General features: G+C 42.9%; 24 protein-coding genes and 1 pseudogene. 5 read left to right on the top strand and 20 right to left on the bottom strand.

Annotated elements, in window-relative coordinates:
* Positions 1 to 75 precede the first annotated feature (75 nt).
* Positions 76 to 196, bottom strand: a pseudogene (locus Ga0451573_RS18480) (MmcQ/YjbR family DNA-binding protein); the annotation flags it as partial.
* Between the two features lie 205 nt (positions 197 to 401).
* Between Ga0451573_RS18480 and Ga0451573_RS18475 the strand changes: the two are divergent.
* Positions 402 to 1010, top strand: a complete 609-nt coding sequence (locus tag Ga0451573_RS18475; protein ID WP_231685645.1) for a DUF3267 domain-containing protein — start codon at positions 402 to 404, stop codon at positions 1008 to 1010.
* 25 nt (positions 1011 to 1035) lie between these two features.
* Here the strand turns inward: Ga0451573_RS18475 and Ga0451573_RS20440 are convergent, their stop codons facing one another.
* Positions 1036 to 1353: a DUF7010 family protein gene (locus tag Ga0451573_RS20440; protein ID WP_435052302.1), complete on the bottom strand. Its 318-nt coding sequence runs from the start codon at positions 1351 to 1353 to the stop codon at positions 1036 to 1038.
* Positions 1354 to 1411: 58 nt separating this feature from the next.
* On the opposite strand from Ga0451573_RS20440, the gene Ga0451573_RS18470 reads away from it, so the two are divergent.
* Positions 1412 to 2161, top strand: coding sequence for a type II toxin-antitoxin system Phd/YefM family antitoxin (locus Ga0451573_RS18470; RefSeq protein WP_231685644.1), 750 nt, complete (start codon positions 1412 to 1414; stop codon positions 2159 to 2161).
* On the opposite strand, the gene Ga0451573_RS19935 is transcribed toward Ga0451573_RS18470, so the two are convergent.
* From Ga0451573_RS19935 to Ga0451573_RS18455, 4 genes are all read right to left on the bottom strand, one after another.
* Positions 2158 to 3135, bottom strand: coding sequence for a M48 family metalloprotease (locus Ga0451573_RS19935; protein WP_269438400.1), 978 nt, complete (start codon positions 3133 to 3135; stop codon positions 2158 to 2160). The genes Ga0451573_RS18470 and Ga0451573_RS19935 overlap by 4 nt on opposite strands.
* Positions 3136 to 3145: 10 nt before the next feature.
* Positions 3146 to 3811 carry a M56 family metallopeptidase gene (locus Ga0451573_RS19930; RefSeq protein WP_269438399.1) on the bottom strand — a complete coding sequence of 222 codons (666 nt, stop codon included), beginning with the start codon at positions 3809 to 3811 and terminating at the stop codon, positions 3146 to 3148.
* Positions 3808 to 4167, bottom strand: a complete 360-nt coding sequence (locus Ga0451573_RS18460; RefSeq protein WP_231685643.1) for a BlaI/MecI/CopY family transcriptional regulator — start codon at positions 4165 to 4167, stop codon at positions 3808 to 3810. Before Ga0451573_RS18460 ends, Ga0451573_RS19930 begins: the two co-directional genes overlap by 4 nt.
* A 147-nt stretch (positions 4168 to 4314) precedes the next feature.
* Complete coding sequence (locus Ga0451573_RS18455; protein WP_231685642.1) at positions 4315 to 4494, bottom strand: MarR family transcriptional regulator; 180 nt, start codon at positions 4492 to 4494, stop codon at positions 4315 to 4317.
* 219 nt (positions 4495 to 4713) lie between these two features.
* On the opposite strand from Ga0451573_RS18455, the gene Ga0451573_RS18450 reads away from it, so the two are divergent.
* Entirely contained in the window at positions 4714 to 5721 is a 1008-nt protein-coding gene (locus tag Ga0451573_RS18450) for a glycosyltransferase family 4 protein (RefSeq protein ID WP_231685641.1), read from the top strand.
* 5 nt (positions 5722 to 5726) lie between these two features.
* Here the strand turns inward: Ga0451573_RS18450 and Ga0451573_RS18445 are convergent, their stop codons facing one another.
* From Ga0451573_RS18445 to Ga0451573_RS18420, 6 genes are all read right to left on the bottom strand, one after another.
* Positions 5727 to 6671, bottom strand: a complete 945-nt coding sequence (locus Ga0451573_RS18445; RefSeq protein WP_231685640.1) for a glycoside hydrolase family 130 protein — start codon at positions 6669 to 6671, stop codon at positions 5727 to 5729.
* A 13-nt stretch (positions 6672 to 6684) separates the two neighbouring features.
* Positions 6685 to 7407: a hypothetical protein gene (locus Ga0451573_RS18440; RefSeq protein ID WP_231685639.1), complete on the bottom strand. Its 723-nt coding sequence runs from the start codon at positions 7405 to 7407 to the stop codon at positions 6685 to 6687.
* A gap of 75 nt (positions 7408 to 7482) precedes the next feature.
* Entirely contained in the window at positions 7483 to 7761 is a 279-nt protein-coding gene (locus tag Ga0451573_RS18435; protein WP_231685638.1) for a type II toxin-antitoxin system prevent-host-death family antitoxin, read from the bottom strand.
* A gap of 99 nt (positions 7762 to 7860) precedes the next feature.
* The gene (locus Ga0451573_RS18430; RefSeq protein WP_231685637.1) at positions 7861 to 9807 is read right to left on the bottom strand and encodes a DNA topoisomerase 3; all 1947 of its coding nucleotides are present in this window, start codon (positions 9805 to 9807) and stop codon (positions 7861 to 7863) included.
* A gap of 15 nt (positions 9808 to 9822) precedes the next feature.
* The gene (locus Ga0451573_RS18425; RefSeq protein ID WP_231685636.1) at positions 9823 to 11061 is read right to left on the bottom strand and encodes a DEAD/DEAH box helicase; all 1239 of its coding nucleotides are present in this window, start codon (positions 11059 to 11061) and stop codon (positions 9823 to 9825) included.
* 132 nt (positions 11062 to 11193) lie between these two features.
* A complete protein-coding gene (locus Ga0451573_RS18420) occupies positions 11194 to 11403 on the bottom strand; it encodes a hypothetical protein (RefSeq protein WP_231685635.1) in 210 nt (69 codons plus the stop codon).
* Positions 11404 to 11735: 332 nt separating this feature from the next.
* Between Ga0451573_RS18420 and Ga0451573_RS18415 the strand changes: the two genes are divergently transcribed.
* Positions 11736 to 12005, top strand: coding sequence for a type II toxin-antitoxin system Phd/YefM family antitoxin (locus tag Ga0451573_RS18415; RefSeq protein WP_231685634.1), 270 nt, complete (start codon positions 11736 to 11738; stop codon positions 12003 to 12005).
* Positions 11992 to 12309 (top strand): type II toxin-antitoxin system RelE/ParE family toxin, encoded by a 318-nt coding sequence (locus Ga0451573_RS18410; RefSeq protein WP_231685633.1) that lies wholly within the window; start codon positions 11992 to 11994, stop codon positions 12307 to 12309. Before Ga0451573_RS18415 ends, Ga0451573_RS18410 begins: the two co-directional genes overlap by 14 nt.
* Positions 12310 to 12403: 94 nt before the next feature.
* Here Ga0451573_RS18410 and Ga0451573_RS18405 read toward each other — a convergent pair whose 3' ends face one another.
* The 8 genes from Ga0451573_RS18405 to Ga0451573_RS18370 form a co-directional block, all read right to left on the bottom strand.
* Positions 12404 to 13276, bottom strand: a complete 873-nt coding sequence (locus tag Ga0451573_RS18405) for an AraC family transcriptional regulator (protein WP_231685632.1) — start codon at positions 13274 to 13276, stop codon at positions 12404 to 12406.
* Between the two features lie 185 nt (positions 13277 to 13461).
* Complete coding sequence (gene ppsA, locus Ga0451573_RS18400) at positions 13462 to 16077, bottom strand: phosphoenolpyruvate synthase (protein WP_231685631.1); 2616 nt, start codon at positions 16075 to 16077, stop codon at positions 13462 to 13464.
* 120 nt (positions 16078 to 16197) lie between these two features.
* Positions 16198 to 16473, bottom strand: coding sequence for a hypothetical protein (locus Ga0451573_RS18395; protein WP_231685630.1), 276 nt, complete (start codon positions 16471 to 16473; stop codon positions 16198 to 16200).
* Between the two features lie 338 nt (positions 16474 to 16811).
* Positions 16812 to 17819 carry a YeiH family protein gene (locus tag Ga0451573_RS18390; RefSeq protein ID WP_231685629.1) on the bottom strand — a complete coding sequence of 336 codons (1008 nt, stop codon included), beginning with the start codon at positions 17817 to 17819 and terminating at the stop codon, positions 16812 to 16814.
* A gap of 65 nt (positions 17820 to 17884) precedes the next feature.
* Positions 17885 to 18967, bottom strand: a complete 1083-nt coding sequence (locus tag Ga0451573_RS18385; protein ID WP_231685628.1) for a hypothetical protein — start codon at positions 18965 to 18967, stop codon at positions 17885 to 17887.
* A complete protein-coding gene (locus tag Ga0451573_RS18380; protein WP_231685627.1) occupies positions 18960 to 20336 on the bottom strand; it encodes a B12-binding domain-containing radical SAM protein in 1377 nt (458 codons plus the stop codon). Before Ga0451573_RS18380 ends, Ga0451573_RS18385 begins: the two co-directional genes overlap by 8 nt.
* Before the next feature lie 124 nt (positions 20337 to 20460).
* Complete coding sequence (locus tag Ga0451573_RS18375; protein ID WP_231685626.1) at positions 20461 to 21771, bottom strand: MFS transporter; 1311 nt, start codon at positions 21769 to 21771, stop codon at positions 20461 to 20463.
* A gap of 129 nt (positions 21772 to 21900) precedes the next feature.
* The gene (locus tag Ga0451573_RS18370) at positions 21901 to 22857 is read right to left on the bottom strand and encodes an SDR family NAD(P)-dependent oxidoreductase (protein WP_231685625.1); all 957 of its coding nucleotides are present in this window, start codon (positions 22855 to 22857) and stop codon (positions 21901 to 21903) included.
* Positions 22858 to 23083: the final 226 nt, after the last annotated feature.

Here is a 23083-nt window from a genome sequence, read left to right as displayed (position 1 = left end):
AAGATAAAAAGTGTTGCTAATGAGGGCTTCTGCTAAATTATCGATATTGAGCAGGTGCGGGTCTAGTTGACGCTTACCCTGCAAGGCAAAAATTTTGCCTCTAATCATATAGCGTGTGGCCTCCCATTCGAATTTATAGTCTTTTCTCCACACCTTTTTTAGATAGGCAATATTCATCCAACCAATCGTACTTCATAATAATTACCTCACTTTTGTTTAATCTCAGATGGGTGAGCCGCAGGCCGCAGGCTCATTTTTTCCCAACTCGCTGGGTCTGGTTATTATTGGCGGCAGACCCACACGGTCGGCGATTGCTCCAAGTAACGTTACTCCAATTGGCCCATGCCGACACCGAAACCGAGCAACAGACCCTGTTTTCCAATTGGAGGAGGAATAAATCAATGAAATTTGTTAAGAAAATGCCGCCTACAGATAGAAAACTATCAGTTTCATTACTGTCTGATGGATGGAAAAAGATAAAAGAACCGACAACTCTATTTTTCGCAATATTGTGTTCGATACCCTTTATGGTCGTTAATGGGATTGTCACTTATCTTGTTATAAAACCGTTCTATGACCCGATACCGGAAATAATCAAAACCCAATCTATAAATTTAAATATTAATATTTTTGCTGTGTTAGCCGGTTTGGCAATCTACTTTTTATTATTGGTAGTCCATGAATTCTTACATGCTATCTTTATCCCGCACTTTATGCAGTCTGATAAAACGTGTTGGGGGTTAACGATAACTGGAGGTTATGTGTGCACAACTGAAAAGTTAACTAAGGGCAGCTTTGTTGTTATTTCTATAGCTCCATTTGTTGTAATATCAATTATCTTACCAATAATTATTGGACTATTGGGTTTGATGAATTGGTATATATTTTTTCTAGCCTTTATTAATGCAATGGCATCCTCTGTAGATATTCTAAACCTGATACTTATTTTGTTCCAAGTACCTCCAAAAAGCTCAATTATAAATAATGGATTCGAAACATATTACAAGTGAGTCTGGGGCTCATTTATTTCACATTTTACTGTTCTTCTTTTAATACTATCAACCTGCCAAGAAAGGCAAATACAATCAAAATCAACCCTGTTAGCCAGCCTCCTAGACTAAAAACCGGCGGACCATATAGAGCGAGGCCGGTGCCACCCAATATTAGTAGCGTGGCAAGTACACCAAACATTTTCATCCCATATAGGGTTATAAAGGGGAGGTAATGGGAACCGACGACGATCATAGATGCGGGAAAAAACCAGATTTCCCTGTAAAGGACGACTGCACCAACCAAAAGTAAATTTATCGGCACAACAAAAATTGAATGGTGGCTTTCATTATCGTACGACATATTTATTGTTTGCATTTTTTCGCACTATATGGTACAATCATCGTACGAGGTGATAAATATGAGTGATACAACAAAAGTTATTACAGCAACAGAATTTAAGACAAATTTAGGCAAATACATTGATTACGTTATTGCAAACAACGAGGTTGTTATTACGAAAAACAGTAAAAAGGCCGTAAGACTTACACCGTATATTACAGAAATCGAACGGTATTTTACGGTTAAGGAAAATGCTTTGGATTATCAGTACGGTGGTAAGAAGGTATCATATGAAGAATTTATGGAGATTTATGAGAAAAGCGAGCTCAGAATGGAATACATCAATGGTGAAATAGTTCTTTTAGGCTCCCCTAATACCTTCCACCAGGATATTTCCGGGAACCTGCATATCCATCTGCGGGCATACTTAAAAGACAAGAAGTGCAAGGTTTTTTATGCGCCTTTTGATGTTCATTTTTATAAAAAGGATCTCAATACACCTGATGTAATGCAGCCCGATTTATTGATTGCATGTGATTTAGAGGGTACTGTTAACGAAGAAGGTCGATATATGGGTACACCCACGCTCTGTATTGAAATTTTATCAAAAAGCACCCGCTCAAAGGATATGGTAGATAAGCTCAATACGTATATGTTATCCGGTGTGAGGGAATTCTGGATTGTCGACCCGAAAAAGCATTCAGTTCTGGTATATGGCTTTAAGGACTATGATATTGACGAATACAGCAGCTATAAGGTTGGAGATACCCTGGTTTCTTACTTTTTTGAAGGTTTAGAGATTACAGTCAATGAAATATTTGAAGCTTAAGAGATGGGCATCCGGATGGACAGAGCATCATACCACTCCTGTGGGGACAATGATTCGTTGGTTACGTTATTTCGAACTCCCAAAAGATCCTTGCATAACTGCATCATAAGAGTTCCGCGAAGGCCGGTGGCATTACCCGTCTCAAACTGTGAAAGCATGTATTGCAGGGCATCCTCTCCGCCAAACTTTTTTATTTTCTCATAGGCATCCGGATGCGTATTAATGTAATCCTGAGGATTGGAGGAGGTTTTCGGCGAGGACATGATGACTGTAAGGTTTTCTTCTACGAGTTTCTCGACCTTGCTTTGCATTAAAGCTTTTATTGACGGCTCCAACCCTCCGTCCTCTATCACTCCTAACGTCCAAAGAGTTCCTTTAAACTCTTCTGAACCGGTTTTACGGGATATGACTAACAGCGGGCTGCCCATGCTGCAAGTTTCTTTGAGCCATCCGTCTTTATCAACCTGCATGCCGCCAGCCAAAACAATTTTATTCAAGTCTTCAGGCAGGAGCCGATACTCCAGTGCATAAACTTCAACAGGTGTATCTGGCATTGCATTGAAGCTTTCCACCAATTCCAAGCGGGTTATCTTACTATCAATAATGTTCACTTCTGGGTTTGATTCATGGATGGCAATATCCCGGTTAATTTGTTCCCGTGCAAAACCGGTGATTTTTTTGGAAATATTGCCATGTTCATCAGTAACATCGTTTAAAGGATTTGCCATCAACCCAATAGCAACAGCTGCCACAACTCCAACAGTTATGACCATAACCCAAAATGCAGGCTTTTTGTAATTCAGCACATTTTTAATGCGAGATTTTACATTGCTCTCACCAAAAGCCAGTGGGCTCAATAGACCGCTCTGTTTTGCGGAAAGATAGAGCAGCGTATTAGAGTAGTTTGCCCGAATGTCCTCTTTTGTTTGTTTCATCACGCTTTCATCACAGGACATTTCCATATCCTTGGCCATGAGGAAATAGCTAACCCACATCAAAGGATTGAACCAATGAAGAACAACTGCCTAAAAGCGCTGCCGGCTTAATAAGATAATCCCGGCGTTTAATATGTATTTGTTCGTGCTTCAAAATATAATTCAGTTCTTTTCCGGCAAGGCCTGTGGGAATATAAATTCTTGGCTTGAAAAACCCCAGGACAAATGGAGTCAGAATCCGGTCGGTTTCAAATATATTTTCTTTTACCAGAGTTGCATTGGAAAGCCGATACTTCAGCCTGAAATAGGAAATAACTCCATAGCACAAAATAATAGCAATACCTAATAACCAAATTATTGCCGCAATTTCCATCAGAATCCCCATTGGATTTACACTCGCCGCAGGATTACCAACCGGCATAGAAGCCTGGATGGATTGATTCACTGCACCATCTACGATTCCAATACCGGTGCTGATGGCAGGATTTTGTAAATAAATAATCTCATGTGGAAGAGCATTGGTCTTACCTGGTATCAGGCTTAAGGTACTTTCAAAGGAGGCGGGGCTGACAAGACGAAATAACACGACCGACCAGAGAGCATAGGAAAAAACCTTCGGTGCTTTTTTGATTAGCAGGCGAACAATCATAACAGCCAAAGCCACATAGGTTGCGGTCAGGCTCATATTCAATACGAAAATAAACAAACTGCTCATTTGGTCGCCTCTTCTATCATTTTCCGAATTTCCTCTGACTCCTGTTTAGACAACTTTTTATCTTGTAGAAATGTAGTCAAAAATGCAGGCAGAGAGCCGTCAAAGGCCTTTTCTAAGAGTGCTTCACTCTCATACTTTTGCACCTGATCCCGTCTGATAAGTGTAGTAACCGTTGCATTTTCATTTTTAAGAACGCCTCGCTGTGTTAGTTTTCTTATCATTGTATATGTAGTAGGTTTTTTCCAGCCCAGTTCTTTCATACAGACTTTCGTTAATTCGGTGGAGTTAATGGGTTCAAGTCCCCAAATAATATCCAGAAACTTGTATTCCGCATTAAAAAGTTTAAATTCCTCCATAGATAACACCTCCCGGCGGGTTTACTACAGTAAACCTATTGCCACTAGTTTACTAAGATAAACCTTCTTTGTCAAGCTTTTCCCTTCTCATTGGATAATCAAAAGACACGAATGATAATCTTCGTGTCTTTTGCACCCAACTATTATTTATTTTTTAATTTCCCAATAACAAACCTTCGGAGAAACTATTTTTTCCTCTTTTTTAAGCTTGGTCATTACTTTGTCAACTTCCTTTTTTTCTATGCCGGTTGCGGTCGCGATTTGCCCTGCACTAACCGGCTTTTCAGCCTTGCTGAAAAAATCCAGTATCACCTCATAATTGTCCACTTTTTATCCTTCCTTTCTTGATTTTCAGGGTTTTATTGCTATATTATATCACGCACCGTACTACCTTACTAATTTTTCTTTACTCTTCAAAATCGGTATCATATTTGACTTTTAAAAGTTGGTGAATTTTCCTACACAGTTAAGTAGTGTAAATTGCTTTGGTTGGTTAATTTGTGTATAATTGGTTAAATAGAATAATGATGTGGAGGCAATTTCAATATGAGAGTTGCAATAATTTCACCAATTGCTTGGAGAACGCCGCCAAGACACTATGGCCCGTGGGAGACAGTAGCATCACTGCTTACAGAGGGACTTGTTAAGGAAAAAATAGATGTTACCTTATTTGCCACCGGTGATTCCTTGACGTCGGCTAAGTTAAGAAGTATATGCCAAGCGCCTTACGAGGAGGATAAAGCCATAGATCCCAAAGTATGGGAATGCCTTCATATATCAGAAGTAATGGAGCAGGCAGACGAATTTGATATTATACATAATAACTATGACTTTTTGCCTTTGACTTATAGTGGGTTAATAAAAACTCCAATGGTTACCACAATTCATGGTTTTTCTTCACCGAAGATTTTGCCTGTTTATCAGAAATATAATGCAACAACCCATTATGTTTCCATAAGTGACGCTGATAGGAGCTCAGACCTTGATTATATCAGGACTGTCTATCATGGTATAGATATTAGTAATTTCCCCTTTAATGAAAATAAAGGGGATTATTTGCTCTATTTTGGCAGAATACACTCTGATAAAGGTACCTGGGAGGCTATCCAGGTCGCCAAAAAGGTAAAAATGAAGCTGGTTATTGCGGGGCTTATTCAGGACAGGAGGTATTATGAAGAATATGTTCAGCCTTACTTGAATGATGATATTACTTATATCGGTTGTGTTTCACCGCCAGAAAAGGATTCTGTTTTAAGCAATGCCTACGCATTACTACATGCAATTAATTTTAACGAGCCTTTTGGGTTAAGTGTTGTTGAAGCAATGGCCTGTGGTACGCCTGTACTTGCCTTTGGGAAAGGTTCTATGCCTGAGATCATTGAAAATGGCCGGAATGGTTTTATTGTCTCAAATATAGAAGAAATGGCGCAAAGGGTAAAAGATGTAGAGAATATTTCCAGAAAATTATGCCGCGAGACAGTTGTCAAGAGATTTTCACAAGAGAAAATGGTTAAAGAGTATATCGAAGTGTATAAGGAAATAGTGAACAAATAGCCTGTTTAAACAGGTATTGGCGGCCTGGCATTATTCAGGCAGCAGTTTATGAGATCATCAATTTTGGCGGTTCCAACACACATCACTGAATCAGCGCCTCCCCAATATATTTTAACTGTCCCGTCATTTTCAGGAACAGCGCCACATGTAAATACAACATTATTAACGTAACCGGTTACTTCCCATGGGTCTTCAGGCTGTAAAATCCAACTGTCACTAACGCCAAGTATTCTGGCAGGATTTTCGAGGTCGTGCAAGGCAACACCTAATCTGTAAACTGAACCGGCCATAGTGGGGAAAACACCATGGTATATTGATAGCCATCCTTTATCTGTTTCTATAGGAGTTGCCCCTGGACCGATTTTCATTTCATCCCAATGATAAGGCTCAGGTTTCATAATTAGTTCAGATTCACCCCAGTATATTAAGTCCTTTGAATAGCTGATCCATATTGACCAGGGTGAGATTTCAGAGTGTGGTCTATCCAGTCTTACATATCGTCCATTTATTTTTTTAGGGAAAAGGACGGTATTTCGATAGTCAGCTTCGGTAATCAAGGATATTTTTTCAATTGATTTAAAGTCATTGGTTTTTGCCAGTCCTATTCTTACTCCGTGCTTTGAGTAAGCGCTGTATGTTATATAATATTCACCTTCTATACAAGCAATACGAGGGTCTTCAACACCATGTGCTTCGTATTCCTTGAAAAATCCATCTTTTGCAGGGATGAGAAATGGCTTATCATGTGCTTTGAATTTATACCCATCATCACTCTCAGCCAAACCTATTATAGAGCGTCCGGTATCCAGGTGTGACCTGAAAAGCATGTAATATTTACCGTTATGTTTCGCTACACCTGCATTGTGCACAGTGTGTACAGGATAAGGAATATCTTTTTTTGTTAATATAGGATTGTCCTGATAGCGCTTTACAATTGGGTTGGTCATCATCTTTCTCCTCCCATTATATCGGAAGAACGGTAATTATGTATCCTCCCGCAAATAAGCTTAATAAATTTGCTATAATCACATATAAAAATGTTCTTATACGATGATGCTCTTGTACCAGGGTTAAGAATGCCAGGATTTCAACAATAAATACCAGGATTTCACCAAATATCAGTGTAAGAATCATGTAGCTTCCCAAAGGAGTAAATCCATTTATCCAGATATTCAATGCCCCTTGGGTAATTAAATTAGTAATAAGAAAAACAAACCATGACTTTTTATTTCTAAAGCCAAATAGCCAAAATGCCATAGCTTCTATTAAAAATGTCAAGGTTATGCGCAGGGACACTAAAAAAATTGATCTTGACACTGATTTCCCAGCTGTAAGTGTCTGATTATTTAAGTCCAGTGTAAAGATGTTGTTATATAGTTTCATTGGCTTGTCCAATGATATTTCAAAGGTGCCGCTTCCTGAGCTTATTCTTAAAGTATAATCATCTGCTGTTCTTAGACCATGTGAATAAAAGGTATAATATGTTTCAACAACCTTGTTCGTTTTCATGGCTTTAGCATACGTATTATCTAATCCAATGCTTATTTCAAGATCATCCGGCGCATTATCAACTATAATCAATATTGACGGTGGCTCAGCTGAATTCCCATAGCATACAGGTGTGAGGACAAATACCGTTAACATTAATATAATTATGGTTAAAAACGCTTTACTTGTTTTAAACATATAAAGACCCCCCATTTAGATTGTGACCATTTAGGGGTAAGATAAGCGGCTAAAGGAAAAAATAAAAGGTTTGTTCTACATTTCCAACTCCACCTCATCAATGATACTTTCCAGATAGCTATCCAGTTCCTCCGGCTTAGTTCCGGCGCGTCCGGCCAGACGACCTTCCTCAACGGCCAACAGTTCTTCCCGCAGCTTTAGCATTTTCTCACGGCGGGCAAACGCCTCTATATCCATAACTACAAGATCGCCCTCGCCGTTTTTCGTAAGATATACAGGTTCTCCGGTAGACCTGCATAAATCCGCGATTTCGTTGTAATTCTGCCGGATGCTTGCAGACGGCTTAAACTGCATGGTATCAACTCCTCATAGACAGCCTTTTGAGATTTATCTGCCACAAGATTTTAAACTGTCATTACTCAATTTACCGTGAGTACCGTAAAGCCCCTGGCTTTAGCCATGGGGAGTGTTAGCTAGTTTTCCTCTATTTTTCTTAACCTTCTCAATGGTTCGAGTGATGTAGCTGTTCAACTTCTCTTCAAAAACTTCCTCTGTAGTCTCATTATTTTGAATCATTAACAAGCCCTTTTCCCAACTGGCAGTCAGAATTGGATTCAACAGTTCCTTTGCTGATAAGCGAACATAATCAACAATCGCTTCCCCTTTGGGCTCAGGTGAAACAATTTGGGTCTTAGGATTAATTCTAATATAGCCAATATCCTTAAGCTTTTTAATAATCCCGGAACGTGTGGCTGAAGTCCCTATACCACATGTCTTGATCTGCTCTCTGAGCTCTTCGTTTTCGATATACTTCCCCGCTTTTTCCATGGTTAGCACCAAGGAAGCATCGGAAAAGCGGGAAGGTGGCTTCGTTTCCTTCTGTTCTAAATCAAAGGCCATTACAGCACACTTTTCCTTTTTAATGAGCAAATGCAGAGGTGAAGTGGAAATCAGCTCTCCGTCTTTTGCAGGCGTAACCTCATAGACCTCTTTCCAGCCTGGCTCTTTCATGGTTTTGGAATTGGTCACAAAGATTTCTCCTGTAATTTCCGTCTCTACCTTCACGGTATTATACTCCGCCTGCGGGTAGAAAATAGCTAGAAACCTTTTCACAATTAGGCTATAGACATTCCGACTATTTACATCGAGCCTGGAAATATCAGTCGTCACATAGGTGGGGATGATAGCATAGTGGTCAGTCACCTTGTTGTCATTAACAAACCTTTTGGTGGATTTATTAATAGCAAGCTTGCCAAAATCCTTAATCCTTAGCACAAAGTCCTTAAACACGGCATTAGCAGCCAAACTATTAAGGACTTTCGGGATTTCTTTAATAATATCGGATGACAGTACCCGGCTGTCCGTTCTGGGGTAAGAAATCAACTTTTTCTCATAGAGGCTCTGAGCGATCTCCAAGGTTTTATCTACAGGTAGTTTGAATTTTTTATTGACTTCCGATTGCAGCTCGGCCAGATTAAAAAGCAGGGGTGGTTGTTCCTTCTTTACCTTAACCTCTACTTTTTTTACTGCAGCCTCCTGTCCCTTCAGTCTTTCGATAATTTCTTGTGCATCCTCTTGGCTGAGATACTTTTCTTCGCTCTCATGTTCTTCTGTTGGGTCTGGCCCCTTTATTTTCTTGGGCTGCCATTTACCCTTATAGGAGATACCGCTCTCGCGAGAAATAAATTCGGCCACAACCCCATAATGAACCTTAGGCACAAAGTTTCTGATTTCCAATTCCCGCTCCACCACTAAGCCCAGGACACAGGTCATCACTCGGCCGATGGCAATTACCGACCGCTTATCCTCTTTGAAACGGGCTGATAAATCCTTGCCATACTGGCAGGTGTAAATCCTGCTGAAATTCATGCCAAAGAGCCAATCCTCTTTAGCTCGGCAATAGGCTGCTTGAGATAGGGAATCGTACTCCCTGATATCTTTTGCTTCATCGATGCCCTTTTTTACTGCTTCATCAGTCTGGGAAGATATCCACACCCTTTTGGCAGGTTTGTTCGTTCCACTTAGTTGATAAACTAAGCGGAAGATATACTCACCTTCACGCCCGCTATCTGTACATGAGTAAATCATATCCACATCATGACGGTTCATCAGCTGCTTTATCACTTCAAACTGTTTTTTTGTGCCTGCATTATCAATGACTATATATTTATATTCTTTGGGAATGATCGGCAGATGCTCCACTCGCCATGACTTATAGGCTGGATCGTAGGCCTCAGGGTATGCCATTGTCACAAGATGGCCAAAGCACCAGCTTATAATCACTTGATTATTTTCCGCATAGCCCCTTCCCCGATCAGATTTAGATATTTCTAAACCTAACACGTTTGCAAAGCCATTAGCCACAGATGGTTTTTCTGTAATGTATAATTGTTTAGCCAATATGTTTTACCTTCCCTATTTTATCTTTTTTCCGCTTCTCCTAAAATATCCGATTTTCCCGGTTTGGCGCACAGCCGCTTGCGGGGGAATATCCTTGGAAGGCATTGGCGAATCTTCGCTTAGGGGGTAGGGGTGATCCTCAATTACCGGTATTGGCTTGGCAATAAGCTTCTGGATGTCCTTGAGATATGCCTTTTCTTCCTGATCACAAAAAGAAAGCGCCACCCCGGCCAGACCGGCCCTGCCGGTTCTCCCAATGCGGTGAACATACGTTTCCGGCACATTAGGCAAATCGTAATTTATTACATGGGACAATTCTTCGATATCAATGCCCCTGGCCGCGATATCTGTCGCCACCAGAACCCTGGTCTCCCTGTTTTTAAATTTTGTCAAAGCCCGCTGCCTGGCCGTCTGTGATTTATTGCCGTGAATAGCCTCGGCCTGTACCCCGGCTCTAATGAGGTTCCTGGTTACCTTATCGGCGCCATGCTTGGTACGGGTAAATACCAATGCTGAGACAACGGCTCTGTTTTTGAGCAGGTGCACCAACAGCTGTTTCTTGTCCTTTTTTCCCACAAAATATACAGTTTGCTCAATAGCATCTACCGTAGATGAGGTGGGCGTTACAGCAACCCTGACCGGATTTTCTAAAATATCCCCGGCCAATTTAGCAATTTCCCGGGGCATAGTGGCGGAGAATAGTATGGTTTGCCTTCTCTCAGGCAAATGCGCAACGACTTTTTTAACATCATGGGAAAATCCCATATCCAACATGCGGTCGGCCTCATCAAGAACGAACATCTTGATATGCCGCAGGTTAATATATTTCTGATTCATCAAGTCAAGCAGCCTACCCGGCGTGGCAATAAGGATGTCTACCCCTGCCTTTAATGCGCCGGTCTGCAATACTTGCGATACACCGCCAAAAATAACAGTATGCCGTAAACCAAGATTCCTGCCATACGCTGTAAAGCTCTCACCGATTTGAATGGCCAGCTCCCGGGTTGGAGTTAGTATCAGCGCTTTAAGGGCGCGCTTCCCTTGGACGTCCTTAGGCCCAGCCTCGAGAATCTGCAGGATGGGAACAGCAAAGGCGGCTGTCTTACCGGTCCCGGTCTGGGCTAATCCAATCAGGTCTCTTTTGTCAAGGATAACAGGAATAGCCTGTTCCTGAATCGGTGTAGGTTCGGTATACCCTTCTTTTTTTAGGGCCTCCAGGATAGGATCAATGATGTTCAATTCCTTAAATAACATTAATTTTGTGTCTCCTTTAACAATGTCTGCTCATCATATTTGTTATCGGCTAATTATACCATAATATTATATATTCCATCAAACCAGCCAAATCAGTGTAATGTGCCTTGAGCGCATGAAAATTCGCATAACTTATCCGAAATAAAAAACTGCCAGAGCACATAAAACTCTCTGACAGTCGTCTAGCACTGTTTTACCACTTACAACGTAAAACACTACATAATTATGCACCACCAGCTTTACATCCCCGGCCTTAGTATCCTTTTGTCTTCCGGTCTGCATGACAGACCGGCTGCCCTCCGGCGAGGACGGGGTTTGGGGCAGAGCCCCAATGTTTTTCACTCAAAAACACTCTTTTTTTGTTCCTCAAAATCTGGATTTTAGTAAACTTAATTTTTCATAGATTATTTAACACTACCTAAAACAAAAAATCCACTATACATAATTGTTTAGTGGATTTTTTCGACAGGATACTACCCACTGGGTAGTCTTTTTAAACTTTTTTATATGCGGAGGATCCGCCCACACCTTTCGGCTAATATTTAATCTACAAATATTACTGCCGATTTTTTGTGGAATAACCAGCAAGTTTCATTTTTATTACATAACTTATTTATATTCTATTAGAATTATCATATAATAATTATAGAATAATTTGACTGGAGGTTGCCAAAATGATTATAAAGTCATCTACCACACTTCGAAATGACTACAACGCCATTGCCCGACTCGCTCATGAAAAATCCGAGCCGGTATACATCACACGAAATGGCGAAGGAGATCTTGTCGTTATGAGTATTGAGGCATTTGAACGCCGGGAGGCTATGCTTGACCTGCGTGAAAAACTCTTGTTCGCTGAACAGCAACGCCTAGCCGGGGAGCCGACAATCACGCTTGATGAAGCTCAGATGCGGCTAAGGGAAAAAATCCATGGAAAAGCGTGAGGTAGAACTGCTCCCTGCCGCTTATGCGGACTTGGACGAGGTATTTGATTACATTATGGTGGATAATCCACAAGCAGCGGACGGCATGCTTGACAATATAATTCAAGCCCTGCGCCGCCCGGAGGATTTTCCGCATTCCGGAGGGCGATTACTAGACCGGTCTTCGAAAAAGTTCAATTTTCGAATGGTTATCGTTGACCCTTATATAGCTTTTTACCGCTTTGTAGATAACAAAATCTATGTTTACCGCATTTTACATGGTGCTCGGAACTATTCACATCTGCTGAAGGGTACATTGAAATAACCTTTACCTGCCTGCCTCTTGCAATAGCAACAGGTGCAAGTAAAATAAACATAAAAGCACCCTTGCTTTGCTCCGGAATACCATTACTTAATCATTATTTTCTTAAAACCGGTATCCATATTTCGCTTTTAAAGTTTGGTGAAGTTACATCTTTATTCTCATTCCACAGGATTTCCGGTCCTTCTGCCTGCTCATAGTTTGATGATGGGAACCATTCGGAATAGATACGCCCCCATACATTTTGAAGCGTAACTGGGAATGGCCCCACTGCTTCAAACACTCCCCATATTAAAGCGGGAACTTTAAGTTGGGTCAGATTATCCGGACACTCCCTTGTTGTTGCCACCCCTATATAATGGTCAAGCTCTCCCTTTTCCTCCATCCGCCCTTCTGAAAAGTTTATGGATGCACTTATTAACCCTAATGGCTCCACATTAGAAAGTTTTTTAAGCTCAAGGATCATTTCCTCATTTAGGCTTTTCCACATAGATGCAATTTCCGGATTAACTCCATTAAAAACTATAGGCACTCTTTTTTTGATGCCTACTATACGGAATGCATCTTTTTCTTCTATACGATAGTCCATTTCAAGTCCTCCTTTTATTGATAATTGAAAGGTCATTCGTGGATACGCTTTTAGCGGTTTACCGTTATTTCTGGCTTCTGACGGTGTTACTCCATGCAAGTTTTGGAAAGCCCTTGTAAAAGAATCCGGGGAATTGTACCCGTATTTGACTGCAATATCAATTATCCTGATGTTGCTATTATTAAGTTCAAAGGCTGCAAGCGTAAGACGCCTGCGGCGAATATATTCCGACAGCGTAACGCCTGCAAGGAAAGAAAACATCCTTTGAAAATAATACTCTGAGCAAAGAGCCAGTCGTGCTACCTCTTTTAAGTCGATATCCCCGTCAAGGTTTTCTTCAATATAATTTAATGCATGATTCATATTTTTAAGCGAATCCATTTTACGACCTCCTCTCATCAATAGAATACCAGAAGTTATGTGTGCCTACCCGACTTTTCCTGCATGATTATGTGGGGTGATTATTTGGGGCTTATTATCCCGCCATCTGGATGCCGTGGACTTACTCCGGCGCTTAGAAGCGAAAATATGGTTATCTCCCCAGGAGGAAGACAACATCTTCCCCATTATAGGATTTCTACATAGCCTTCAGTTCCATTTACCCGGATTCTCTGTCCGTCTTTTATCAGTTTGGTAGCATTTTCCACTCCGACAATTGCTGGTAAGCCATATTCACGTGCGATAACTGCTCCATGGGTCATCAGTCCACCAACTTCGGTGACCAGGCCTTTTATGGATACAAACAATGGTGTCCAGCTAGGGTCAGTAAAGGAGGTGACTAATATATCTCCACCTTCCAGATCAGCATCTTCCATGTTTAAGATGACACGTGCTCGTCCCTCTATAACTCCGGAAGAAACAGGCAGACCTACAATAGCTTCGGCTGGGAGATTTTCTCGTTTGTACTCACCTGCAATGATTTCACCATCAGACGTGATAACACGTGGGGGAGTTAGTTTTTCATATAATTTGTACTCGTCTTTTCGTTTGCTGATGATCGGATAATCCAGTTTATTTGTGCGTACGACTTCGCGAAGTTCTTCAAAAGTGAGATAGTATATATCTTCTTTTTCATGAATAACGTTGGCTTGTACGAGTTGTTCGGCTTCTTTCAGTAAAGCCTGCTTATAAACGAAGTAGCGATTAATCATGCCGTATTTTGGATATTCACGATAACCGATGTAATTCCGGATTAGGCTGATCATTTGTTTTGTTTTTTTGGCTTTTTGTTCACCATCCGGTAATTGCTTCAATTGATCTAATAACTCTTGTTCTTTTTTCAAAGCTTCCTGTCGCCCTTGCTCAAATTTCCGATTGCTGGCATTAGGCTCAAAGTTTTTGATGTTACTGAGAATCATGGGGACAAGTGTAGTTGGTTTTTCGCTCCAACGAGTTTTAGTAATATCGATTTCTCCGACACATCGCATTCCGTATTTGTTAAGATAAGCATAGATAGCGTCTTGGGTTTCCTGTCCACCATCAAACTTAACCAGTTCCTCCAAAAATTTATCATCTTTTACATGTTGTAAATAATCAATTACTTCTGGATATGGACGAATCACATCTGCGACATCCAATAGCGCCAGACCCATTTCCGAAGTAATATTGTTTGGTACAGATTGAGAAAGCGTATCTGCTACGTTTTTTTCACCTAACCACTTGTTCATTTTTTCATTGATCCATGATGAAGCATCCATAGCAGCCATAATCACACCCAAATTTTGTGGGTCAAATAAAATCTTCTTTAATTGCTGGATATCTTCTAGAATAAAATCAAATAAATCTAATCCTGATTTCGTTTGGATGTTTTGTTTTAACTCTTCTATCGATGTTTGACTACTCTTAATCAAATCAGAAACTATTGTCGGATCGTTTTCGGTTTGTGCTTGAAAACCCGAAGACGACATACGTTTATCACTTTTACTGGAACTCGGTACTTTTTTAACATCTGGTGACGATTTTATAAAATCTTCTCGCTCTACGATGGTCATGAGTGCGTCTTTTATGAGCGGATCGGATTTTCCCAAGGTATCTATTATCGTTTTTCTGCTGACAGGCGAAGCCAGCATATGTTTAACATCAACAAACAACCTTCCACCAGCTTTACGCATGGGTGCACTAGTCGTTAACAGGAAAAAAGACAATCCCAATGGTTTCATGGGATCGGTCATCATTTGGTTATGACCGACAGATACGTAAACGTGATTTTCTTCATCATTCGCTTCAGGAATCGGGTATAAAGTAGTGATTGGCCGACTCTGGACAATATAAAATGTATCATCAACTAAACACCATTCGATGTCCTGTGGGCGGCCGAAATGTTCTTCGATCCTTCTGCCCAGGCGCGCGAGGCTCAAAATCTGCTCATCTGTCAGTACCTGCCTGTTCTGCTGCTCAGGGTCAATCTCCTGTTTTTTCGTACCGCCATCTTTTGAGGCATAAATAGCCAGCTTCTTGGTGGATATCTTCTTATCGATAACCTTGCCGTTACGCACTTTATAGATATCAGCATTCACCAGGCCGGAGACCAAGGCCTCACCAAGTCCGAAGCTGGCATCAATGGATAACACCTTCCTATTAGAAGTGACGGGATCGGCAGTAAACAAAATTCCTGCCGCCTGCGGGAAGACCATCCTCTGAACAACCACAGACAGGTAGACTTTACGGTGGTCGAAGCCGTTTTGAAGGCGGTAAGTTACTGCCCTCTCGGTAAATAGCGATGCCCAGCACTTGCTGATATGCTTTAGGATTGCCTCCTTTCCGATAATGTTCAGATACGTATCCTGCTGGCCTGCAAAGGAGGCCGTCGGTAAATCCTCCGCAGTTGCGCTGGATCGTACTGCATAGGCATTTTTTTCTCCAAGCCTGGAGAGAATGCGGGTGATCTCTTCATTAATGTCTTCAGGGATGGCTATCCCTTCGATGACCCTGCGAATCTCACCGCTAAGTTCACCGATTTTATCCCGGTCTTCCACCTTTAGAAGCGATAACTGATCAAGTAATTCGTTAATCGACGATGTTTCCCTAATGATTCTTTTAAAGGCCTCAGTAGAAATACAAAAGCCATCCGGTACGCGTATTCCTTCAATCCTGGAAAGTTCCCCCAGGTTCGCGCCTTTACCCCCAACAACCATGAGTTTTGTTTTGTCAATATCCTGAAAACCAAGCACATAGGAGCTCATATGTTTCCCTCCTTTGGCAATTCCTTCTTTGATAATAATATTCCCCCAACAAATCGCATTAATGTGCTATTACATTATAGCAGTAGCAAATGAGAACAAATAGTCTACATTTACAATTTTTTATATAAGGAGGGAGACACCTACCAATTCCTCTTGGAGGTGGAAATACCTAGCCTCGGCTTCATCTTCGTCAATAAACCAAATAACCCCTTTATCAGGTGACTCGTTGTTAGATGTAGGGAGCAGAGTTCCTATCAGGGCTTCTTTTCCCCATGCTACAAAGAACTGTGCAGGAGAATTTACAGGGTTAACTCCTGAACCAAAATAGATTGGTATCCCATTAACAATTGAACTTTCAATAATATTAGCACGCGTAGTACCACAAGGATTCTTCATACTTTAACCCCTTTCACAAAATGTGCTGGAATAAATTTCATCAACCAGTGTTAATTTCCCGGAGATTTTGGCGATTCAAAACTCAGGTTTTCCAGCTCTTCAGCAAATCTCTGTTCATTAAATGGTTCCCAAGGATTATGTCTATAAAACAATGACTAATTTCAATACTTTTCCTGATTAATCCTTTTATATCGCTCAAATAAATAACCACCCCAGATAAGTGCATGCAAAAAATAAAAGTAACAAAAAGAAAAAAGAAAAACGCCAAGTAGTAAATCACCTGACGTTCTGGTAATTAATTTATTTTGTTATAGCTACATACCCATATCACCGTTAGCTTATATTTGACCAAGCGTGCGCTGGACCAAAACGCTTACAACCGCCACCACAAACCAAACAATCATCCCAAGTGCAATCGGTCTTAGGCCAGTCTTAATCATCTTACGAAAATCAGCATTTAGGCCAATGGCCGACAAGGCCAAGACAATCAGGAATTTTCCTGTATCGTTAAGATATGTCGGAATCGTACCCGGAAAGCAACCCAGAGTATTTAACAGGGAAGTCGCTAAGAAACCTACAATAAACCAGGGGAAAATACGCAAGAAACTAAAGTGAACTCTTGAATTGTTGCCCTGTGTCTTCCTTTTCTGAAACCCTACCACAAGGGCAAAAATCAAGGAAATCGGTATGATCATGGTAGTTCTGGTGAGCTTTACAATCGTCGCGTAGGCCCCGGCTAAATTACTGTAAGCGTAGCCGGCGGCGACAACCGATGATGTATCATTGATCGCGGTACCTGCCCAAAGTCCGAAAGCTTGATCCGAAAAACCGATGAGATGCCCGAGCGGCGGAAAAATCAGGACGGCAAACACATTGAACAAAAAGACCGTGGAAATCGAATAGGCAATTTCCATTTCGTCAGCCTCAATAATCGGAGAAATGGCTACAATCGCTGATCCGCCGCAAATAGCAGTACCCATGCCAATCAAGCTGGTCATTTTGCCCGAGACACCTAAGACTTTCCCAACGCCAAAAGCTGTGAGAAATGCCGAGGCCAATGTAAACAGTAATACCCACAGTGATCCTGCTCCTACTTCCCATACCCGAGTCAGGCTCATGCTCCCACCCAAAATGACGATAGCGAGTTGAAGAATCTTTTTGGACGTAAATCCTATCCCCTTCGCCGTCCCCCGAGGCTTACTTAAAGTATTGTTAATGATAATTCCTAGGATAATCCCGAAAACAGGCGCCCCGACCAGTGGAATGAGGTGACCAAGCCACGAGGCAACCAGAGCTACCAATAAAGCTAGCAGTATTCCCGGGCCAAACTCGCGCAACCAGTGCATACTTTCCCTCCAATAGAAAAATCTAAGTGGTTTAAGCCCACGCTAGTCCCGTTTGCAATGGTTCACTAGACCCTGATCGCAAAAATGACTTTTTGCTGAGCTTCCCTCAACCCCATACGTTGGCTAAGACCTTCGAGGACGGTATGGCACCAGCCAGGCAATGAAATTTGACAGGTGCTCAGCCCGTGACGTTCAGCCATTAAATACAGCGCTTGCTGCACAAGGCAATTAGCAACCCATGTCCGTTGCTTGGCAACAGACTTGAGAACAGCCAGTTTGAATATTTTGGCCTCACCGTTTTCTCTAATTAAATCACCCACCTTGTCCGGTGAGACTGTGAAGAATGACCGACCCAATCTTGAGAACACTCGGAACATGTTAGGCCACCAGTGAATGAAGCCAACCGCTTCTCCCCGATATTCCGCAAAAATGATGGCATCCTCTTGACTGATCCAGGGACTCACGTCGTCATACCAAGGCCGTTGACTAAACCAGCTACCCGATGTTCCTCCTTTCTGGCTATACGCCACAGGTAAATCGCCACTTGCCAACCATATCTGGTCATACGTACGACGATCGTCAGCACTCCCCTTGCGCACAGTTCTCCAAGTCCAATCCCCACCGAAATCCTCCATGGACTTGCCGGAATAAACGAAGTCATTTCTATGCCAAGCATAGATCGTCTCTTTTTCTAAAGGTACTAAGCCTAGCTCAGTTAACACATTGAACAATTGGGGATCGTTGCAAGTATCAATAGCTGTCGAAGAGGACGGAAAAAAGACCCGCTCCTTTACCTCGGAAAAGATCTCCAGCTCAACCACATAGGCACCGAGACTCTTGGCCAGGTGACGAACAGCCGACACCAACAGGCCCGCTCGTGTCTTATCCCAGCCTCCCCTTAAGACCATCGGCCGAGCCACCCTCAAAATTGGCATCGCCCCGACCAAATATTTCTTATAGTAAGGGAACGACAAAAACGTAATCTGAGGCTCCCCTTGTTTACAGTCATTGAGCGAAAAGCCCTGCGCCGCTGAGGGTAACAAGCCTAATAGTGGAACATGCCAAAGGGGTTTTTCCCCAGCGAAACAGACAGGCTTTTCATAGGAATAATCATAGTTGGTAAGCTTACAGCCCAGTGTTTCAGACAAAGTCAAACACTCCCATCAGCCTTCCCCTTGCTTCGAGAAACAGTTCACCCGTTGCCCTAACCCCAGCCTCGTTAGCAAACATTAGGTTGTCGGGGACAATCGACTTGTACTTCTTTAATAGCTTCTTATACGCGGTACGCGCTTCCTGCGAAAAGACATCGAACTGCGAGAACTCTTTCCAGCGATCAACTTTAACCAGATGGTCGCCATATGTCTTAACAATCTGAGTGTCTGGATACGGAGTAAGAATCCAGAGCTGGGTACGCGCCCCGAACGTCCTTAGTTCTGCGAGGAACTCTACCGTCGCTCTCATTTCATCAGCAGTTTCGCCGGGAATGCCGATGATGCCGGATATAGTTGGAATCAGACCCGCCTCGATTTCGCATTTGACCAAATTCTTACATCCAGCTAAATCAATCCCCTTCGCCATACCCTTACCTAAGACCTGCCACAATCTAGGGGAAGCCGTCTCAACCCCGTGATAAATCTCCACACAACCAGCGGCAACTAAGCTCTCAACCGTATCCATTTGGATCGAATCAATACGGGCTAGACAACTGAAAGGAACAGGACTTTTGGCGAGCAAACCCAGGAGACGCTGAGCCCACTCCCTGTTACAAAGTAGATCGTCATCCTCAAAGCGGATGAAGCCGGCATAATAACGCGAACGCAACCATTCAATTTCGCTAAGCACGTTTTCCGGACTCCGCCACCTTTGATACCGCCACATTGATCCGCCGGAACAAAAAGAACAGTGATGAACACAACCCCTGCTGGCCATAACGGAAATGACAGATTTTCGGTTCATGGCTTGATAGGTAGTCATCGCGGGCAACAAATCATATGCTGGAAATGGCAAGCTATCCAGATCCTTGATAAACTCGCGAGGCTCACTGTGCATGACCCGCTCTTCATGGCGCCACGAAAGCCCTCGGACGTCACTCCAAGGCTGCCCGGCCCTTAAACAGTCTAGCAAATCGGCCAGTGTGTATTCTCCTTCAGCATGAACAACCATGTCGGCTGAAGACATCGTGAGGATTTCCGCTGCGGCTGAGGATGCATGGACTCCACCAAGGATAATCGGTACTTCGGGGTGAGCTTTCTTGTGGGCTTTGACAAACTCGACCACAAAGGGAGCTTGTACTGTCCAACAAGTCAATCCTAAAACTTCCGGTTCAGTGCGTTCCACAATACGAAGTGATTCTTTAATGATGTCCTTTGCACTGCGGATTTCGGCATTCAGATCAACCAGTGTCAAGCTGTCCCTGCCCAGTTCCCGCAGGTAAGCGCCTAGAGAAGCCAAGCCGAGTGGATGTAACTTGATGGGGTTGTTAAACTGCCAAGGCGGATTGGCTAAAGTAACCCTCATATTTGTCCTCCTTGTCACATGCTCGGGAACCTACACTACCTTTACAGAGTAACTCAGGAGTATCCCTGCCCGTCAGGGATACTCCATCTATATCTGCCCAAAGACCCAGCCGTAAAACCGGTCTCTACTCCTTGGCAACAAACGTGAGTAAGGCCGCTAAACCCATCAGGGCTGCGCACATTACCCATACAGCCATCCAACTTCCTGTGATATCCAAAATGGCACCGATAATCACACCCTGGATCCCTGCTCCCAGATAGTTGAAAAAGTTCATCGTGCCAACTGCAGTTCCTGCAAGCTCTCGTCCACCAACATCACAGGCCGCCGTGAACAGAGAACCGACGAGGCCCAAGACCAGTAAACCAGAAATCAGCTGCATGACCACACCCCAGGTAAGGCCCATAGTCTGCACGGGAACCAGTCCGATAATCATCAGAACGACAACAGCAAGCAAAGCATAAGTAACGACAACCTGCCACCGTTTACCTTTAAAGACATGGTCGGAAACCCAACCGCCAATAACCGGGCCAATAGCCATACCAATGGGCAACCCGAAGGTCATCAATGGTACATTCTTCATGGCGATACCTGCCGTTTGGGCATAGTAAAGTGGCATCCAGGTCAGCAAACCATAACGGGCTATGTAAGCAGAAAAGGAAGCGATACTCATGGACAGAAAACGCCAATCCGTCAGTAGAGTAGCATACGCGCCCAAGCCCTTCGCTTTAACCTTGCCAGAGGATTCCGTCGCTACAGGTGCATCGACTTTGTAAGGAGGAAAGCCGGCCTCTTCGGGTTTGTTTCGGGAAACAAAGTAAAAGATAATGGTCATGGGTAACGTGAAAATTACTAACGGCCAGATAAAGGCCCAACGCCACCCATGGGCGCCGACTGCCCAACCGGTAATCGCCCAGGCAACAATCGTTGAAAGCCCCATCGATGTAGCAAAAATGCCGGTAGCTAGACCACGGCCGGATTTCGGATACCAATTGCTGATCATCCCATTAATTGGGGCATAGGTTTGGCCCTGGATAAACCCATTCACTGTCCAAGGAATAAAAATTGCCGTAATGCCGGTCTGCAAAGCGACGATGATATTCATGATCGTGGTTCCGATCCCGCCGACCAGACATAAACGGCGCTGGCCAAAGATTTCTCCCAGCCGGCCCGATAGAAAGGTACCGGCGGCATACGACCACAACAGCAGGCTCGCGCCCAGACCCGCCGTCGTCTTGCTTATGCCAAGGTCTTCGATGATCCAAGGCATCGCAATGCCCCAGTTAAGCCGGCCCAAGTAATAAAAACTATAAAACACCGATGCCATAATTACAACACGCCAAAAGCGAAACGAATTGAAACGAGTTTGTTGATCAGTATTTAGACCAATCCCTGTCAATTCAGCCCACTTGCCGTGAACTTCCGGTTGAAGGCTCATTAATTAAAACTCCTTTCCACAAATAAACTAGCAAATCCTCATGTGAAAACGATAACAGGGAGGGCGTCCTCGCCTGTCGACTACGTATTAAGAGAGAACGCCCCGGGAACCGGAATTGCCAAGTATTGTTTAAAACGGCCACTCCACGCCAATCATTTTGGCATAATAAGGGATGGTTTTGGTCAAACCTTCAACTAAACTTGTGGTAGGCTCCCAACTGAGCAGTTCCTTTGCAAGGGAAATATCCGATTTTGTGTCAAGTTTGACTTCCCCAGTTCTCATTGGAAAGAACTCAATCTTCGACTTGCTGCCTACGACTTCAATTATGGTCTCAGCGACTTTCTTTACAGTAGTGTTAACACCCGTACCAATCTCCATAGTTTTACCGATCGCTGCTTCTTGAGGCGCTCTTATACATGCCTCAACAACGTCATCAAGGTATATAAAGTCCGAACTTTGGAGCCCATCACCAAACACAGGCAGAGGCTCGTTTTGCAGTGCAGCTAAGATACAAGTTGCAACCAACTTTTTGCCTTCCCGTTTAACATATGCGTTACTGTTCAGGACGGAGCGTTCCCTAGGTCCATAACAATTGGCAATATTTAAACCAATGGTCGGCAACCCGTATGTCCGATGGAAAAGTTCAGTGAATTGGGTTTGTGCAATCTTACTGATAATGTATGGGGACACCCATTGAGTCAGCGGTGGACGAGGCGGATGAATAAAGTACTTAACACCCTGATCAAGAGCAGCCTGCAGAACATTCAAAGAACCCAAGACATTCACTTCGATGGTAACTTTTTCTTGCTTAAACCGGGAACTAGTTCCCATAAGGGCGGCAAAATGGTAGACTACTTCTGCCCCCTCCATAGCTTCTCTGACAGCAGCTCCATCCCGAATATCTCCTTGTATAAATTTAAGGTTATCGATGGTTTTTAATAGCTGTTGAGTTTCCTCATAAAGGCCATGTTCCTCACAGTTATCAAAAATCACTACATTTTTACCAGCAGCGACAAGCCTTTCAACAACATGGGACATTATGAAACCTGCTCCACCGGTGATGAAAACATTCTGTTCTTTAAACATTATATCCTCCTTGTTCATGTTTATGTTCCTGTCCGTGTTGGCCTGCACGGACAAAGGGCGCTTCCCTTTACACCGCTGATCCTTATCATCGAGCACTGTTGCGAATGCGCCGGTTGACCTGAATATCTTTACAAAGGAACGTTCCTCTTATTGACATAGTACTCCGCAGTTCTTTATAATACAAGATAGAACTGGTAATAGGACTATCAGGTTTCCCAATAGTTCA

The sequence above is a fragment of the Phosphitispora fastidiosa genome (assembly GCF_019008365.1).
Lineage (GTDB): Bacteria > Bacillota > Thermincolia > Thermincolales > UBA2595 > Phosphitispora > Phosphitispora fastidiosa.
Note: the sequence above shows the minus strand (reverse complement) of the source record. Positions and strands in the feature narration are given on the sequence as shown.